General features: G+C 48.2%; 15 protein-coding genes. 13 read left to right on the top strand and 2 right to left on the bottom strand.

What is annotated here, in order from left to right:
* Nucleotides 1-2: 2 nt before the first annotated feature.
* Entirely contained in the window at nt 3-2,417 is a 2,415-nt protein-coding gene (gene pheT, locus BAMF_RS33955; RefSeq protein WP_013353115.1) for a phenylalanine--tRNA ligase subunit beta, read from the top strand.
* A 39-nt stretch (nt 2,418-2,456) separates the two neighbouring features.
* On the opposite strand, the gene rnhC is transcribed toward pheT, so the two are convergent.
* Nucleotides 2,457-3,398: a ribonuclease HIII gene (gene rnhC / locus BAMF_RS33950; protein WP_013353114.1), complete on the bottom strand. Its 942-nt coding sequence runs from the start codon at nt 3,396-3,398 to the stop codon at nt 2,457-2,459.
* Between the two features lie 133 nt (nt 3,399-3,531).
* Here rnhC and zapA point away from each other — a divergent pair, with 133 nt between their 5' ends.
* The 5 genes from zapA (at nt 3,532) to BAMF_RS33925 (ending at nt 8,947) form a co-directional block, all read left to right on the top strand.
* A complete protein-coding gene (zapA, locus tag BAMF_RS33945) occupies nt 3,532-3,789 on the top strand; it encodes a cell division protein ZapA (protein WP_003152533.1) in 258 nt (85 codons plus the stop codon).
* A gap of 7 nt (nt 3,790-3,796) precedes the next feature.
* Nucleotides 3,797-4,330, top strand: coding sequence for a CvpA family protein (locus BAMF_RS33940; protein WP_013353113.1), 534 nt, complete (start codon nt 3,797-3,799; stop codon nt 4,328-4,330).
* Between the two features lie 105 nt (nt 4,331-4,435).
* A complete protein-coding gene (gene polX, locus BAMF_RS33935) occupies nt 4,436-6,148 on the top strand; it encodes a DNA polymerase/3'-5' exonuclease PolX (protein WP_041481738.1) in 1,713 nt (570 codons plus the stop codon).
* Nucleotides 6,149-6,168: 20 nt separating this feature from the next.
* A complete protein-coding gene (locus tag BAMF_RS33930; protein ID WP_013353111.1) occupies nt 6,169-8,526 on the top strand; it encodes an endonuclease MutS2 in 2,358 nt (785 codons plus the stop codon).
* A 16-nt stretch (nt 8,527-8,542) separates the two neighbouring features.
* A complete protein-coding gene (locus BAMF_RS33925) occupies nt 8,543-8,947 on the top strand; it encodes a DUF350 domain-containing protein (protein ID WP_003152541.1) in 405 nt (134 codons plus the stop codon).
* A gap of 138 nt (nt 8,948-9,085) precedes the next feature.
* Here BAMF_RS33925 and BAMF_RS33920 read toward each other — a convergent pair whose 3' ends face one another.
* Nucleotides 9,086-9,763, bottom strand: coding sequence for a DUF2711 family protein (locus BAMF_RS33920; protein ID WP_041481662.1), 678 nt, complete (start codon nt 9,761-9,763; stop codon nt 9,086-9,088).
* A gap of 105 nt (nt 9,764-9,868) precedes the next feature.
* On the opposite strand from BAMF_RS33920, the gene BAMF_RS33915 reads away from it, so the two are divergent.
* The 7 genes from BAMF_RS33915 (at nt 9,869) to trxA (ending at nt 16,991) form a co-directional block, all read left to right on the top strand.
* Complete coding sequence (locus tag BAMF_RS33915; RefSeq protein ID WP_013353109.1) at nt 9,869-11,557, top strand: AMP-binding protein; 1,689 nt, start codon at nt 9,869-9,871, stop codon at nt 11,555-11,557.
* 90 nt (nt 11,558-11,647) lie between these two features.
* Nucleotides 11,648-12,232, top strand: coding sequence for a TetR/AcrR family transcriptional regulator (locus BAMF_RS33910; RefSeq protein ID WP_014470798.1), 585 nt, complete (start codon nt 11,648-11,650; stop codon nt 12,230-12,232).
* Nucleotides 12,233-12,245: 13 nt separating this feature from the next.
* Nucleotides 12,246-13,025 carry an enoyl-CoA hydratase gene (locus tag BAMF_RS33905; protein WP_013353107.1) on the top strand — a complete coding sequence of 260 codons (780 nt, stop codon included), beginning with the start codon at nt 12,246-12,248 and terminating at the stop codon, nt 13,023-13,025.
* A 13-nt stretch (nt 13,026-13,038) separates the two neighbouring features.
* Complete coding sequence (locus BAMF_RS33900; RefSeq protein WP_013353106.1) at nt 13,039-13,812, top strand: electron transfer flavoprotein subunit beta/FixA family protein; 774 nt, start codon at nt 13,039-13,041, stop codon at nt 13,810-13,812.
* Nucleotides 13,813-13,843: 31 nt separating this feature from the next.
* The gene (locus BAMF_RS33895; protein ID WP_013353105.1) at nt 13,844-14,821 is read left to right on the top strand and encodes an electron transfer flavoprotein subunit alpha/FixB family protein; all 978 of its coding nucleotides are present in this window, start codon (nt 13,844-13,846) and stop codon (nt 14,819-14,821) included.
* A 213-nt stretch (nt 14,822-15,034) separates the two neighbouring features.
* On the top strand, nt 15,035-16,525 hold the full coding sequence (locus BAMF_RS33890; protein ID WP_013353104.1) for an alpha-N-arabinofuranosidase: 1,491 nt from the start codon (nt 15,035-15,037) through the stop codon (nt 16,523-16,525).
* Between the two features lie 151 nt (nt 16,526-16,676).
* Nucleotides 16,677-16,991, top strand: a complete 315-nt coding sequence (gene trxA / locus BAMF_RS33885) for a thioredoxin (RefSeq protein WP_003152560.1) — start codon at nt 16,677-16,679, stop codon at nt 16,989-16,991.
* Nucleotides 16,992-17,005 lie beyond the last annotated feature (14 nt).

Below are 17,005 nucleotides of genomic sequence, written 5' to 3'. Positions count from 1 at the left end.
ACATGTTTGTTTCTTATAAATGGTTAGAAGATTACGTTGACTTGCAGGGAATCGACCCGGCCGTGCTTGCAGAAAAAATTACAAGAGCCGGTATTGAAGTTGAAGGTATCGAGTATAAAGGGGAAGGCGTAAAAGGCGTTGTCATCGGACACGTGCTTGAACGTGAACAGCACCCGAATGCCGACAAACTCAACAAATGCCTTGTCGATATCGGTGCGGAGGAACCCGTGCAGATTATCTGCGGCGCCCCGAATGTTGATAAAGGACAGAAGGTTGCCGTTGCAACGGTCGGAGCCGTGCTTCCCGGCAATTTCAAAATTAAAAAAGCCAAGCTTCGCGGCGAGGCATCTCACGGCATGATCTGTTCCCTTCAGGAGCTCGGCATTGAAAGCAAGCTCGTGGCGAAAGAATATGCGGAAGGCATTTTCGTGTTTCCGAATGATGCTGAAACGGGAGCTGACGCAATGGCGGCCCTTCAGCTTGACGATGCGATTTTAGAATTGGGCTTAACGCCGAACCGCGCCGACGCGATGAACATGCTTGGCGTAGCTTATGAAGTCGCGGCTATCCTTGGCGCAGAGGTAAAGCTTCCGGAGACTTCATATGAAACAGCGGCAGAAAAAGCGGCGGACGCTGTTTCCGTCAAGATTGAAGATACGCAGGCCAACCCGCATTACGCCGCGAAAATCATTAAAAACGTCAAAATCGGCCCGTCACCGCTTTGGATGCAGACGAAGCTGATGAATGCAGGCATCCGCCCGCATAATAACGTCGTGGACATTACAAACTTCGTCCTGCTTGAATACGGCCAGCCGCTTCACGCTTTCGATTACGACCGGTTCGGTTCAAAAGAGGTCGTTGTCAGAAAAGCGGCGGAAAACGAAACCATCGTGACGCTCGATGAACAGGAGCGCAAGCTGTCAAGCAGCCATTTGGTCATCACAAACGGAAAAAAGGCGCAAGCAGTCGCGGGAGTTATGGGCGGAGCCGAGTCTGAAGTCCGTGAAGACACCACCTCGATTTTACTGGAAGCCGCTTATTTCGACGGACAGACCGTCCGCAAAGCGTCGAGAGACCTCGGGCTGAGAAGCGAAGCGAGCGCCAGATATGAAAAAGGCATTGACCCGGCACGCGTTCTGCTTGCAGCTGAACGGGCCTGCAGCCTCATTCAGGCGTATGCAGGCGGAGAAGTGCTGTCAGGCACGGTTGAAGAAAACCATCTGAAAATCGAAGCGAACAACATTCACGTGTCAGTTGAAAAAGTGAACGCCGTGCTCGGCATGACAATCGCTAAGGAAGAAATCATCAGCATTTACAAGCGGCTCGGTTTTGCAGTCGGTGAAGCTGAAGACGTTCTCGTTGTAACGGTGCCGTCACGCCGCGGAGATATTAAAATCGAAGAAGACCTGATTGAAGAAGCGGCAAGATTATACGGGTATGACAATATTCCGTCCACGCTTCCGGAAACGGCCGGCACGACAGGCGGCTTGACCCCGTATCAGGCAAAACGCCGGAAAGTGAGACGTTTCCTTGAAGGAGCGGGTCTTTCTCAAGCGACCACTTATTCATTGACTAATGATAAAAAAGCGGCCGCTTTTGCGATCGAAAAATCATTCAACACGATGCTGGCTCTGCCGATGAGCGAAGAAAGAAGCATTCTCAGACACAGCCTCGTGCCGAATCTGCTTGAAGCTGTTTCATACAACCTGGCCAGACAGACTGATTCCGTTGCTTTATACGAAACGGGTTCTGTATTTCTGACGAAGGAAGAAAATACAAAACCTGTTGAAAAAGAACGGGTTGCCGGAGCTGTAACCGGATTATGGCGCAAAAACTTATGGCAGGGTGAGAAAAAGCCGGTTGATTTCTTCGTTGTCAAAGGTATCGTTGAAGGCCTGCTGCATCAATTGAATGTGTCAGACCGGATTGAATTTGTCCAGTCAGAACGCAAAAACATGCATCCCGGCCGGACCGCAAACATTCTTTTGAACGGCTCACTTGCCGGATTTATCGGACAGGTGCACCCGGCAATGGAAAAAGAGCTGGATATCAAAGAAACGTATGTGTTCGAGCTTGATCTGCACGCGCTTCTGACCGAAGAAACAGAACCTCTCGTGTACACGGCGATTCCGAAATACCCGTCCGTCACGCGTGACATCGCGCTTGTTGCAGATAAAACCGTTACAAGCGGACAGCTCGAAGCCGTTATCAAAGATGCCGGCGGCGCGCTGTTGAAAGAAGTCACCGTCTTCGATGTGTACGAAGGCGAGCATATGGAAGAGGGCAAAAAATCCGTCGCCTTCTCGCTTCAATATGTTAATCCTGAACAAACATTGACAGAAGAAGAAGTGACAAAAGTCCATGAAAACGTGCTGAAGGCGTTGGAAGAAACGTATCAGGCCGTATTAAGAGGCTAAAGAAAAAAGCTTGCAGATCACTCTGCAAGCTTTTTTTTATTATGACCGCTTCCGTTCGACAAGACGCTTCGCCTTTTGCGTATTGGCAAAATGAAGTTTGGTGAATGTTCTGAGCGCATCTTCTCCCTTATTGATGATCAGCTTGGCGGCAGCTTCATCGACGTGCGGCCCCGCGCCTTTGGGGATCGTCATCCCGGCTTCACGGGAAAGCTTATCCATTTCAAGTAAGAAAGAATATCGCGCGATGATAGAGGCTGCGGCGACGGAAAGGTGTATGCTTTCCGCCTTCGTGCTGAAAAACGTTTTTTCTTTTACGATATCCCGCCCGGAAAGATGCTTAAAATAAATGCCAGGCTCTGCGAATTGGTCAATCAGAATCGCTTCCGGTTTGACGCCGTTCATTTTTTTCAGCAGGTTGGAAATCGCCTGATTATGAAGGAGCGCCTTCATTTTTCCTTGACTCATGCCTTTTTCCTGCATCTGATTGTATTTTTCGTTTTTTAACACAAGCAGGCTGTAGGGAATGGTTTTAATTAACAGTTTGGCGATTTCAATAATCTGCGGATCTTTTAAATCCTTCGAATCCTTGACGCCCAGTTCTTTCATTAAAGAAAGCTTTGTTTTGTCGGCGTAGGCGCAGGCAACCGTTATCGGCCCGAAATAATCGCCTGTTCCGACCTCATCTGAGCCGATCACCGACATGGACGCAATGCCCGCCGGGGGAGCGTAGATCGGATCGGCCGCTTTTTTGACGGTTTTCTTTGCCTTCGGCGCCTCAGCCGTTCCCCAGCGGGCCGCTTCTGTGCCGGCGTTTCTTCCTTGAAAGAGAACCTTGCCCGAACGGTAGGCTGTAATGGTACAGCCCGGAGGCTTAGCCTGGAAGACGGCGCCCTGCGGAACGGCGGAAGTAAGGGAGCCGGCATAGGAATGTTTCATTTGTTCTATAGCGGAAGCGGATACTTTTATAACAGAATGGGACACGATATAATCTCCTTTTTTGGCACTTTTCACTGTATATACCAGTGTATCATAACAGCCCGAGGCTCGTCTTTCCATTCAAACGATAATCGTGGTATGATAGGAACTAGGATTCTCGCGGAATGGAGGAGAAACGTTGTCTGACGGCAAAAAAACCAAAACGACAGTTAACATTTACGGCCAGCACTTCACCATTATCGGGGAAGAAAGCAAAGCGCACATGCGTCATGTGGCCGGAATGGTTGATGATAAAATGAGAGAAATCAACGAGAAAAATCCATATCTTGATATAAATAAGCTCGCTGTTTTGACTGCGGTCAATGTCGTGCATGATTATATGAAACTGCAAGAAAAATATGAAATACTGGAGCGGCAGCTTAAAGAAAAGGAATGAACACCATATGATAGATATCATCATCTTAGTTTTGCTCTTGATGGGCACATTGCTTGGATTGAAGAGAGGATTTATCCTCCAATTTATATATTTAACGAGTTTTATCCTTTCGATTGCGTTTGCGGCGCTTTTTTACAAAAACCTTGCGCCGCATTTGAGCTTTATACCTGCGCCTGATTTTTCCGGCGGCCAGGCGGCTCTTTCTTTTATTAATGGAAACGTAGAGACGGCTTATTACAATGCGATCGCGTTTGTCATTTTGTTTATCATCGCAAAGATTCTGCTCCGGATTATCGGAGCGGCCCTTAATATCATCGCCAGCATTCCGGTCATTAAACAGATCAACAAACTGCTTGGCGGGGTGCTCGGGTTTCTGGAAGTCTATCTATTTGCGTTTATCCTGTTATACGTCGCATCCGTACTGCCTGTAAGCGCGCTTCAAGATATGCTCGCACAATCAACGCTTGCGGATATCATCACACATCATACGCCGTATCTGTCAGGGCTTCTGCAAGAACTGTGGGCCCAGTACGGGGCATAAAAAACTTCTCTTGACCGGAGAAGTTTTTTTCAAGCTCTGCGTCAGTTGTGCAGGAGGAGAAAAATTTGTATGATGAAAAGCAGGAAACGACTGGGGGTTAACAGTATGCATAAAAAAGATATTATCAGGCTGCTTGAAACGATTGCGGTCTATATGGAACTGAAAGGGGACAACCCGTTTAAAATATCAGCCTTCCGAAAAGCGGCAGCGGCGCTTGAGCAGGATGACCGCAGCCTGTCGGAAATCGACGACATGATGTCTTTATCCGGCATCGGAAAAGGCACTTATAGCGTCATTCGTGAATATATGCAGGAAGGCGTGTCCGGCACGCTTCTCCAATTGCAGAAAGAAGTCCCTGAAGGCTTGGTTCCTTTGTTGAAGCTTCCGGGCCTCGGCGGCAAGAAAATCGCCAAGCTGTATCAAGAGCTGGGCGTTCATGACGCGGAATCGCTGAAAGAAGCATGCGAGCAGAAAAAAGTACAGGGCCTCGCCGGTTTCGGCAAAAAAACAGAGGAGAAAATCCTCCAGGCTCTCGGAGAAGCCGGAAAACAGCCTGAACGTTTTCCGATCGGCTATGCGCTCAGCATTGCTTCAGTGATTGAAGAACATTTGGCCGGGCTGACGGATATTCAGAAATATTCCCGTGCCGGCAGTCTCAGAAGAGCGCGGGAAACCGTAAAAGATCTGGATTACATTATCGCCACAGATCACCCGGCGGCTGTCAGAGACCAGCTTCTGTCCCTGCCGAACGTAAAAGACGTGATAGCGAGCGGGGATACAAAGGTATCAGTCATCCTGACCTTTGAATATGAGACGAGTGTGGATTTCCGGCTTGTGACAGAGGAGCAGTTTGCGACCACACTGCATCATTTTACGGGCTCCAAAGATCACAACATTAGAATGCGCCAGCTGGCAAAAGAGCGCGGTGAACGGATCAGCGAATACGGGGTTGAAACGATAGAAACGGGAGAAGTCAAAACTTTCCCGAGCGAAGAAGCCTTTTACGCCCACTTCGGTCTGCCGTTTATTCCTCCGGAGCTCAGAGAAAGCGGGCAGGAGGTCGACACGTATCGGGAAGAAACGGACCTTGTGGAGCAAAAAGAGATAAAAGGCGATCTCCATATGCACTCAGCTTGGAGTGACGGCGCTTTTTCTATCAGGGAAATGGCAGAAGCGTGTATGGCAAAAGGTTATCAGTACATGGCGATCACCGATCATTCCCAATATTTAAAGGTGGCCAATGGGTTAACGGCCGAACGGCTCAGAAAACAAGCGGAAGAAATTGACGCGTTGAACGCCGAGTTTGAAAACTTCCATATCTTTAAAGGCGTGGAAATGGACATTCTCCCCGACGGCTCACTTGATTATGATGACAGTGTCCTGTCTGAAATGGATCTTGTCATCGCGTCTATTCATTCAAGCTTCAGCCAGCCGGAACATGTCATTATGAAACGGCTTGAACAGGCGCTGACGAATAAGCACGTGGATATTATCGCCCACCCGACGGGACGGCTGATCGGAAGACGGGCCGGCTATGAAGTCGACATCGACATGCTGATTGAACTCGCCGCCAAAACAAATACGGCGCTTGAACTGAATGCAAACCCCGCGCGCCTCGATTTACGGACTGAGCATCTGATCAAAGCAAACGAAAAAGGCGTGACTTTGGTCATTAATACGGATGCCCATAATATAGAGATGCTCGATGACATGAAAACGGGCGTGACCGCTGCGCGCAAAGGCTGGACAGAAACAAAGAATGTTTTAAACGCCCGGCCGCTACATGAGGTCAAAGCATTTCTGACGCGCAATGATTAAGTAAGGAGGACCACAAAACCGTGCAGCAAAAAGTGTTATCATCACTTGAATTTCATAAAGTAAAAGAACAGATTACCGCACATGCCGCCTCATCGCTCGGCCGGGAAAAGCTTCTGCAGCTGAAGCCTTTGACTGATCTCGCCGACATCCAAAAACAGCTGGATGAAGTCGAAGAAGCATCCGCGATCATGCGCTTAAGAGGCCATGCTCCGTTCGGCGGTCTGACCGATATAAGATCGGCTTTGCGTCGGGCGGAAATCGGCAGCGTGCTGACCCCGGCGGAATTCACCGAATTGTCCGGGCTGCTGTATGCCGTTAAGCAAATGAAGCACTTTATCAGTCAAATGACAGAAGACGGCGTCAGCATTCCGCTGATCCAGGCCCATGCAGAAGAGCTGATTACATTGGGCGATTTGGAAAGGGAGATTAATTCCTGCATTGATGATCACGGCGAAGTGCTTGATCATGCATCTCCCGCTTTAAGAGGAATCCGCACGCAGCTCAGAACGCTTGAATCAAGAGTGAGAGACCGGCTTGAATCGATGCTGCGTTCATCTTCCGCTTCAAAAATGCTGTCTGACACGATCGTTACGATTCGGAATGACCGCTTTGTCATTCCGGTCAAACAGGAATACAGATCAAGCTACGGCGGGATCGTGCATGATACTTCTTCATCAGGTGCGACGCTGTTTATTGAACCGCAGGCGATCGTCGATATGAACAACTCGCTTCAGCAGGCGAAGGTGAAAGAAAAACAGGAAATCGAACGGATTCTCCGGATGCTGACGGAGCATACGGCTGAACACACACAAGAGATTGTTCAAAATGTGGAAGTGCTGCAGACGCTGGATTCCATTTTCGCAAAAGCGAGATACGCAAAAGCGATGAAGGCGACAAAACCGTTTATGAACGGAGACGGCTTTATCCGTCTGAAAAAAGCGCGCCATCCGCTGCTGCCTCAAGATCAAGTCGTGGCCAACGACATTGAACTGGGCGGAGATTATACGACGATCGTTATCACGGGTCCGAATACGGGCGGTAAAACCGTTACGTTAAAAACGCTCGGGCTGCTGACGATAATGGCGCAGGCAGGACTGCACATACCGGCTGATGAAGGATCGGAAGCCGCCGTATTTGATCATGTTTTTGCCGATATCGGTGATGAACAGTCGATCGAACAAAGCCTGAGTACGTTCTCATCCCACATGGTCAATATCGTCAGTATTTTAAAAGACGTGTCCGAAAACAGTCTTGTGCTGTTTGATGAACTCGGTGCCGGAACAGACCCGCAGGAAGGGGCGGCGCTTGCCATGAGCATTCTTGACGAAGTCCACCGCACAAACGCCAGAGTGCTTGCGACAACCCATTATCCGGAGCTGAAAGCATACGGTTATAACAGACAAGGCGTCATGAATGCAAGCGTTGAATTTGATATTGAAACGCTTTCGCCGACCTACAAGCTCCTGATCGGAGTGCCGGGCCGAAGCAACGCTTTTGAAATCTCAAGACGCCTCGGCCTGCCGGAGCATATCATCGGCCAGGCGAAGTCAGAAATGACCGCCGAACACAATGAAGTCGATCTGATGATCGCGTCACTTGAAAAAAGTAAAAAAAGAGCGGATGAAGAGCTTTCTGAAACCGAATCAATCCGAAAAGAAGCAGAAAAACTGCATAAAGAGCTGCAGCAGCAAATCATTGAGCTGAATGCTCAGAAAGACAAACTGATGGAAGAAGCCGAACAAAAAGCAGCGGAAAAACTGGAAGACGCCGCAAAAGAAGCGGAACAGATCATTCGCGAGCTCCGGTCTATCAAGCAAGAACACAGATCCTTTAAGGAACACGAGCTGATTGATGCCAAAAAACGTCTCGGAGACGCGATGCCGGCTTTTGAAAAATCAAAGCAGCCGGAAAGAAAAACAGAGAAAAAACGCGAGCTGAAGCCGGGTGACGAAGTAAAGGTGCTCACATTCGGACAAAAAGGGGCGCTGCTTGAAAAAACCGGCGAGAAAGAATGGAATGTCCAAATCGGCATCCTTAAAATGAAGGTGAAGGAAAAAGATCTTGAGTTTCTCAAGTCCGCTCCTGAACCGAAAAAAGAAAAAGCCATCACCGCCGTAAAAGGGAAGGATTATCACGTGTCCCTTGAACTTGACCTGCGGGGAGAGCGTTACGAAAATGCCCTCAGCCACGTCGAAAAGTATTTAGATGACGCGGTGCTTGCCGGCTATCCGAGAGTGTCCATCATTCACGGAAAAGGCACGGGCGCCCTCCGAAAAGGGGTGCAGGATCTTCTGAAAAACCACCGCAGCGTAAAAAGCTCGCGGTTCGGGGAAGCGGGAGAAGGAGGATCAGGCGTAACGATTGTCGAACTAAAATAAAAAGGGAGTAAACGTCATGAATGCTTTTTGGGAAAATGAGCTTGTTGAAATCGCGGCTTATTACAGTGTAGCCGTTTTGTGTCTTGTCATTTTTCTGACCGTGTTTGAATTGGTAACATCCTATAAAAACTGGGTGGAAATTCAAAAAGGCAATCTTGCGGTTGCAATGGCGACCGGAGGGAAAATTCTCGGGATCGCAAATGTCTTTCAGCACAGCATCGCCCAGCATAATTCGCTGCTGCAAATGATCGGCTGGGGCGTATACGGATTTATTATGCTTTTAATCAGCTATTTTATCTTTGAATTTCTGACGCCCCGGTTTAAAATTGATAAAGAAATTGAAAAAGATAACAGAGCTGTCGGCTTTATTTCATTTGTCATCTCAGTCGGCCTGTCATTTGTGGTGGCCGCCGGGATTTAAGGGGACGGGGAAAAATGGAGAAGCTTGCGAAAGTGCTGCTGTCGGCAGCGGGAATTTTTCTGTTCATCGGACTTATTTATCTGGTCATGACATCTTAATACTGAAAAAAGGCTGCCGAACTAAACCCGGCGGCCTTTTTTATTGAGAAAACCAGTTTATGCAGGTCGTATCAGAGCAAATGACGGCTTCCCAATTCATGGCGCGGACTACAGACGGCATGTCTTGATCTTCCATGAGAAAGAGTGTCGTGAAAGAATCATACATACTCAAAAAAGCGGCGCGGCGCTTTTCATCGGCAATGATCATGTCGGCCTGCAGCAGTCCGCATACATCCAAAGGCGCCGTTTGATTGAGCGAAAATATACCTTTCTCTTCGACCGGCTCATAATAAATGCAGCGCTCAATGCCTTTTGAACGGAACACGTCTAAGAGCCCCGGAATCAAAAATGGCGAAGTGACATCATCGCTCGGCAAGTACAGATCCGCAGGATAAAGCCGATTAAGCAGCTCGGCGGATTCAGGCTGTGCATATTCATCCCGCAGCGCCATGACAGCGGTCATAAGCGCAAGCGCGGTCTCTTTTTCAGAGCGCAGTCCGCAAATGGTCATGACGGTATTCCAGGAAACGGGTCTGCCCATTGTGATGATCTCCTCATCGCTCGGATAAATATGTTCAAAAGGCCGCTTGCGCTTTTGCTCTTCCCACCCATCCGGCATTCGGACAAAGGGATGAAACAAAAAGGCGGCTGAAGTAAACGGCTTCGGCAGCTGGCGCAGAATAGGAACTCCCTCTTCAAAATGCATCGTTTCCAGCAAAGACAACACCTCCTGAACGTCAAAATTCACATGAAACGCTTTCCAATTCCAATCAGCCTTCTGCTATAATAATAGCGTATAGGAAAAACAGAAGGGAGAGGTTTTATGCAGTCTGAAAAGCCATGGCTTTCTCAATATCCCGAAGAGATTCCGCATGAGCTTGAATTTACCGATCAAACCCTGCCATCCAATCTGACAAACTCCGCAGCTCAATTCCCAAACCATACCGCCATTTATTTTCTCGGAAAAAAACTCACATTCCAAGACGTTCTCACAGATTCATTAAAGCTTGCCGCTTTTTTACGCAAAACAGGTCTGAAAAAAGGTGACAGAGCGGCCATTATGCTGCCCAATTGTCCGCAGTCGGTCATCGCTTTTTACGGTGTATTGTTTGCCGGCGGCATTGTTGTTCAAACCAATCCTCTCTACACGGAACACGAGCTTGAGTATCAGCTGAAAGACAGTGCGCCGCGTGTGATCATCACCCTCGATATGCTGTTTCCGAAGGTGATAAAAATGAAAACGTTGTCAATCGTCGAGCGCATTATTACAACCAGTATCAAAGACTTTTTGCCGTTTCCGAAAAATATGCTTTATACGCTCACCCAAAAACAACAGGTGCATATTGATTATGACGGCCACGAACAGATTCACAGCTTAGCGGACATCTTAAAAGAAGAAAAAGCCGAGGAAGCGGAGCTATCGGATATTGACCCTGCGCATGACATTGCCGTGCTTCAATACACGGGCGGAACAACCGGCTATCCGAAAGGCGTCATGCTCACGCACCGGAACATTCAGGCCAATACAGAAATGTGCGCCGCCTGGATGTACAAAATGAAAAAGGGAGCCGAAAAGGTGCTCGGCATCGTACCTTTTTTTCATGTGTACGGATTAACCGCCGTGCTCAATTTTTCCATCATGCAGGGGTGTGAAATGATCCTTCTTCCTAAATTTAATCCCTTGGACACCCTAAAAACAATCGACAGGCTGAAGCCGACGGTTTTTCCGGGGGCACCGACGATTTACATCGGCATTTTGCATCATCCTGAACTGAACAAATATGATCTCTCGTCCATCAAAAGCTGTCCGAGCGGTTCTGCTGCTCTGCCGGTCGAAGTCAAACAGAAATTTGAAAAAGTGACCGGGGGAAAGCTTGTGGAAGGCTACGGGTTATCTGAGGCATCACCGGTTACTCATTCAAACTTCATTTGGGGAAAAAATAAACCCGGCAGCATCGGCTGTCCTTGGCCCAATACCGATGCCGGAATATATTCAGAAGAAAAAGACGGGCTTGCGGAGCCGTATGAACACGGCGAGCTGATCGTAAAAGGCCCGCAGGTTATGAAAGGCTATTGGAACAAACAAGAGGAGACGGCGCGTGTCATCAGAGACGGCTGGCTGTTTACCGGTGATATGGGTTACATGGATGAGGAAGGGTTTTTCTACATCGCCGACAGGAAAAAAGACATCATCATTGCCGGCGGATACAACATTTACCCGCGAGAGGTGGAAGAGGCGCTGTATGAGCACGAAGCCGTTCAGGAAATCGTCGTAGCGGGCGTGCCGGACTCCTACAGAGGGGAAACGGTGAAAGCATTTATCGTCTTGAAAAAAGGGGCCGAGACAGATGCCGATGAGCTTGACGCATTTGCAAGAGAGCGGCTTGCGCCGTACAAAGTCCCGAAGCTTTACGAATTCAGAAAAGAGCTTCCGAAAACGGCCGTAGGAAAAATATTGAGAAGACGCTTAGTCGAAGAGACAGATGCTTCCCGTGAAAACAAAGTGCCTTAAAAGAAAAACTTGACAAAACCCGGATTCCTTTTTATCATGAAGTTATGAGTGAATAGTCATTCATTTTTATTGAAGGAAGGAACGATGACATTGAACCAAAAACGGCCAAAGTATATGCAGATCATTGATGCAGCAGTAGAAGTCATAGCGGAAAACGGCTATCACCAATCACAGGTATCCAAAATCGCCAAGCAGGCCGGCGTTGCGGACGGCACCATCTATTTATATTTCAAAAACAAAGAGGATATACTCATTTCTCTTTTTAAAGAAAAGATGGGCCAGTTCATTGAACGCATGGAAGAAGAAGTGAAAGAAAAAACGACGGCAAAAGAAAAACTCGCTCTCGTCATTAAGCAGCATTTCACACTGCTCGGCAATGACCGCCACCTCGCGATTGTGACCCAGCTTGAGCTCAGACAGTCGAATATCAAGCTGCGCCTGAAAATCAATGACATTTTAAAAGGTTATTTAAACATGCTCGACACCATTTTGACCGAAGGAATTGAGTCGGGCGAATGGAAAGACAATCTCGACGTCCGCCTCGCCCGGCAGATGATATTCGGGACGATAGATGAAACAGTGACAACGTGGGTGATGAACGATCAGAAATATGATCTTCCGGATTTGTCAGACAAGGTATTGGAACTGTTGGTGTCAGGGATTCATCAAAACTAAAGGGGGTTGACGGATGAACAGCCTTTCAGTGGCGGTAGAACAATCTATCGCGGTGATCACCATTGATCATCAGCCGGCCAACGCGCTGTCCGGTGCGATTTTAGACGAATTGTCCGGTCTGTTCGACCGGTATGAAACAGATGACAGCGTCAGAAGCATCATCATTCGCGGTGAGGGGAAATTTTTCTCGGCGGGCGCCGATATAAAGGAATTTACGTCGCTTGAAAATCTTGAGCAGTCTTCTGCCATGGCGGATAAAGGCCAGCAGCTGATGGAAAAAATTGAAGGGTTTCCGAAGCCTGTTATCGCAGCGATTCACGGCGCTGCGCTTGGCGGCGGTCTGGAGCTTGCCATGGCCTGTCATATCAGAATCGCTACATTGGATGCAAAGCTCGGCCTGCCCGAGCTGAATCTCGGCATTATCCCGGGCTTTGCCGGGACGCAGCGTCTGCCCCGGTACGTCGGCACGGCGAAAGCGCTTGAAATGATCGGCACGTCAGAACCTGTGACCGGAAAAGAAGCGCTCAGCCTCGGGCTTGTCACCATAGGCGCCGAAAATGAGGAAGAGCTGCTGCAAAAGGCGAAAACACTCGCAGGCAAGTTTGCGGAAAAAAGCCCGCAGTCGATGGCTTCCCTGCTTGAGCTCCTTTATACAAACAAGGTTTATTCTTATGACGGCGGCTTAAAGCTTGAAGCAAAGCGCTTTGGGGAAGCATTTGCATCAGATGACGCAAAAGAAGGCATTCAGGCATTTCTCGAAAAAAGAAAGCCTCAATTCGGTGGGCGAAGATAAAGGGGATAAGAATATGAATCTATTTGTACTGATGAAACGGACGTTTGACACAGAAGAGAAAATCGTCATTGAAGCAGGAAAGATTCAGGAGGACGGAGCCGAATTTATCATTAATCCGTATGATGAATACGCCATTGAAGAAGCCATTCAGCTGAAAGAAGAGCACGGCGGAACCGTTACCGCCGTAACCGTCGGCGGAGAGGACGCGGAGAAAGAACTGCGAACAGCTCTTGCGATGGGCTGCGACCAGGCGGTGTTAATCAATATTGAAGATGACCTGAGCGATCCTGACCAATATTCCATTTCAACGATCTTATATCACTATTTCAAAGATCAGGAATATGATCTGATTCTCGGCGGAAATGTGGCGATCGACGGCGGCTCCGGCCAAGTGGCGCCAAGACTTGCCGAACTGTTAAACATTCCTTGCATCACAACGATTACAAAATTGACAATCAGCGGCGATGAAGCTGTTGCAGAGAAAGACAATGAAGGGGATACCGAAATCATTAAAACTTCTCTTCCTTTGGTCATCACGGCGCAGCAAGGATTAAACGAGCCGCGTTATCCGTCGCTTCCGGGCATTATGAAGGCGAAGAAAAAACCGCTGGAAGAACTTGAGCTCGATGACCTTGACATTGATGAGGACGATGCTGCTCCGAAGCTCAAAACAATCGAACGTTTTCTGCCGCCGCAAAAAGAAGCGGGCAAACTGATCGAAGGAGAAGCCGCCGAGCAGGCGAAAGAGCTTGTATCATTGCTGAGAAAAGAAGCCAAAGTCGTATAAACTGATATTAAAGAAACTGGGGGATGTCAGAATGGGAAAAAAAGTGATCGTACTCGGAGAAATTCGTGACGGCGCCTTACGGAACGTCACCTTTGAAGCTATAGCCGCAAGCAAAACCATTTCCGGCGGAGGAGATGTAATCGGCGTGCTGATGGGAAAAGGCGCGGCTGATGCAGCACCAGAACTCATTCACTACGGCGCCGACAAAGTATTTACGGCTGATACACCGGGGCTTTCTCAGTATACAGCAGACGGATATGCCGCGGTTCTCGGGGATCTGATCGAAAATGAAAAGCCTGATGCGGTCATTTTCGGCCACACTTCTATGGGAAAAGATTTGTCACCGAAGCTTGCGGCCCGATTTGAAACGGGATTGATTTCAGACAGTACGGATGTAAGCGTTACCGGGGACAACATCGTTTTTACAAGACCGATCTATTCCGGCAAAGCCTTTGAACAGGTGATTTCAACCGATCCTTTCATCTTGGCGACAATCCGTCCGAATAACATTCAGGCGTTAGAAAAAGACGCGAGCCGCACGGGTGATATTGAAGAGCTTGCGGCGCCGGCGGCAGATTTGCGGACGGTCATTGAAGAAGTAGTCAAAAAAACAGCGGACGGCGTGGATCTGTCAGAAGCGAAAATTATCGTTGCGGGCGGCCGCGGCGTCAAAAGCAAAGACGGGTTTGAACCGTTAAAAGAACTTGCCGAAGTGCTGGGAGCAGCGGTAGGCGCTTCGCGCGGCGCTTGCGACGCGGACTATTGTGACTATTCTCTTCAGATCGGCCAGACGGGAAAAGTCGTCACACCGGATTTGTATATTGCCTGCGGAATTTCCGGAGCGATTCAGCACTTGGCGGGAATGTCAAACAGTAAAGTCATCGTTGCCATTAACAAAGACCCGGAAGCGGAAATATTCAAAATAGCGGACTACGGAATTGTCGGCGATTTGTTCGAAGTGGTTCCGCTTCTGACTCAGGAATTTAAAAATGCCAATATTCATTCATAATCAAAACCCTCTGGATCTTTTGTCAGAGGGTTTTGCTTTGGGATAATTGGTTCGTACAAATTATACATTGATAAAATAATAGATTGACATGTCCGAACCAATGTAATAAGCTTTCTGTAAAGCGCTTACAAACTTATCCTTTCAGCATACATCCCAGATACAAAGATTGACTGTAGTGCTTTCATTCTTATTATGGGAAAGGAATGATCAAGTTTGTCTCACAATACGGCAGTTATTCAAACCGATATCACTAGAGCAGCCATTAACAAAAATATATACGGACATTTCGCGGAACACTTAGGAAGAGGTATATATGAGGGCATCTGGGTCGGAAAAGATTCCGATATCCCGAATACCGGCGGGATCAGGACAGATGTCGCTTCCGCTCTCAAAAAGCTTCAGATCCCCGTTCTCAGATGGCCCGGCGGCTGTTTTGCTGATGAATACCATTGGGCAAACGGCGTAGGGAAACGCAAAACAATGCTGAATACCCATTGGGGCGGGACGATTGATTCCAATGAATTCGGCACGCACGAATTTATGATGCTTTGTGAACTGCTCGGCTGCGAACCGTACATCGCCGGAAACGTCGGCAGCGGAACGGTTAAGGAAATGGCTGATTGGATTGAATACATGACATTTGAAGCAGGCACGCCGATGTCCGACTGGAGAAAGGAAAACGGGCGGGAAAAACCATGGAAGCTGAAATATTTCGGAATAGGAAATGAGAACTGGGGCTGCGGCGGAAACATGCATCCTGAGTATTATGCCGACCTTTACAGAAATTTTCAAACCTATGTCCGCAATTACAGCGGTAATGAAATCTATAAAATTGCCGGCGGCGCGAATGTCGACGATTACCGCTGGACCGAAACCTTAATGAAAAAAGCCGCAGATCTTATGGATGGGCTGAGCCTCCATTATTACACAATACCGGGCGACTTCTGGAAGGGAAAAGGATCAGCGACGGAGTTTACGGAAGATGAATGGTTCATCACGATGAAAAAAGCGGCGCATATGGATGAATTGATCACAAGGCACAGCGCCATCATGGATCAGTATGATCCGGAAAAAAGAGTCGGTCTGATCATTGATGAATGGGGCACATGGCTTGATCCTGAGCCCGGCACGAATCCGGGCTTTCTGTATCAGCAGAATACGATCCGCGACGCGCTTGTCGCCGCCACGCATTTTCACATTTTTCATCAGCACGCAGACCGCGTACAAATGGCCAATATCGCGCAAACCGTCAACGTGCTTCAGGCAATGATCCTGACAGAAGGGAAACAGATGCTGTTGACGCCGACATATCATGTGTTTGATATGTTTAAGGTTCATCATGACGCTTCTCTTTTGGCATCAGAAACAAAAGCAGCAGGGTACGAATGGAAAGACGGCCGGCTCCCGCAGGTCAGCATTTCAGCGTCCAAACAGCAAAACGGCGACATACATATCAGCATTTGCAATATCGATCATCTGCAAAAAGCCGACGTGAAGATTGAGCTGCGGGGCATGAAAAAGACAGGGAAGCCTTCGGGAACGATTCTGCATGCGGAAAAAATGAATGCCCGCAATACATTCAGCAGCCCGGAAAACGTCAAACCGAAGCCGTTTTCCGGATTTACTCAAAAGGGCGGAAACCTTGAGGCCGAGCTTCCTCCGATGGCGGTAGTTTTAATTACGCTGCCTGCTGATCCATCTTAAGTTTTGAATGCCTGCTGATCGGTTATCATACACCATATAAAGAAGATTATTTCAGAGGAGTTCGGGAGAAAATAATATAAGCATTAAATTAGCATGAACGAATGGGAGATGCTATACTAAAAATCATCATTTGACATTGGAGGAATAACAAATGGCTATCGTAAAAGCAACTGATCAATCGTTCTCAGCTGAAACAAGTGAAGGGGTCGTATTGGCGGATTTCTGGGCTCCTTGGTGCGGACCTTGTAAAATGATCGCGCCCGTTCTTGAAGAGCTTGATCAAGAAATGGGAGACAAACTGAAAATCGTCAAAATCGACGTTGATGAAAACCAAGAAACTGCCGGTAAATACGGCGTAATGAGCATCCCGACACTTCTTGTGTTAAAAGACGGAGAAGTCGTTGAAACATCTGTCGGCTTCAAACCGAAAGAAGCGCTTGAAGAGCTTGTAAACAAACATCTGTAAGCCAAAAGCGGCCG

The sequence above is a fragment of the Bacillus amyloliquefaciens DSM 7 = ATCC 23350 genome, from assembly GCF_000196735.1.
GTDB classification, from domain to species: Bacteria; Bacillota; Bacilli; order Bacillales; family Bacillaceae; genus Bacillus; species Bacillus amyloliquefaciens.
Note: the sequence above shows the minus strand (reverse complement) of the source record. Positions and strands in the feature narration are given on the sequence as shown.

Bases quoted from the DNA above. Each gene is read 5' to 3' on its own strand.
- pheT (WP_013353115.1), top strand. From the start codon at position 3: ATGTTTGTTTCTTATAAATGGTTAGAAGATTACGTTGACTTGCAGGGA.
- BAMF_RS33940 (WP_013353113.1), top strand. From the start codon at position 3,797: ATGATAGATATCATCATCTTAGTTTTGCTCTTGATGGGCACATTGCTT.
- polX (WP_041481738.1), top strand. From the start codon at position 4,436: ATGCATAAAAAAGATATTATCAGGCTGCTTGAAACGATTGCGGTCTAT.
- BAMF_RS33925 (WP_003152541.1), top strand. From the start codon at position 8,543: ATGAATGCTTTTTGGGAAAATGAGCTTGTTGAAATCGCGGCTTATTAC.
- BAMF_RS33915 (WP_013353109.1), top strand. From the start codon at position 9,869: ATGCAGTCTGAAAAGCCATGGCTTTCTCAATATCCCGAAGAGATTCCG.
- BAMF_RS33905 (WP_013353107.1), top strand. From the start codon at position 12,246: ATGAACAGCCTTTCAGTGGCGGTAGAACAATCTATCGCGGTGATCACC.
- BAMF_RS33900 (WP_013353106.1), top strand. From the start codon at position 13,039: ATGAATCTATTTGTACTGATGAAACGGACGTTTGACACAGAAGAGAAA.
- BAMF_RS33895 (WP_013353105.1), top strand. From the start codon at position 13,844: ATGGGAAAAAAAGTGATCGTACTCGGAGAAATTCGTGACGGCGCCTTA.
- trxA (WP_003152560.1), top strand. From the start codon at position 16,677: ATGGCTATCGTAAAAGCAACTGATCAATCGTTCTCAGCTGAAACAAGT.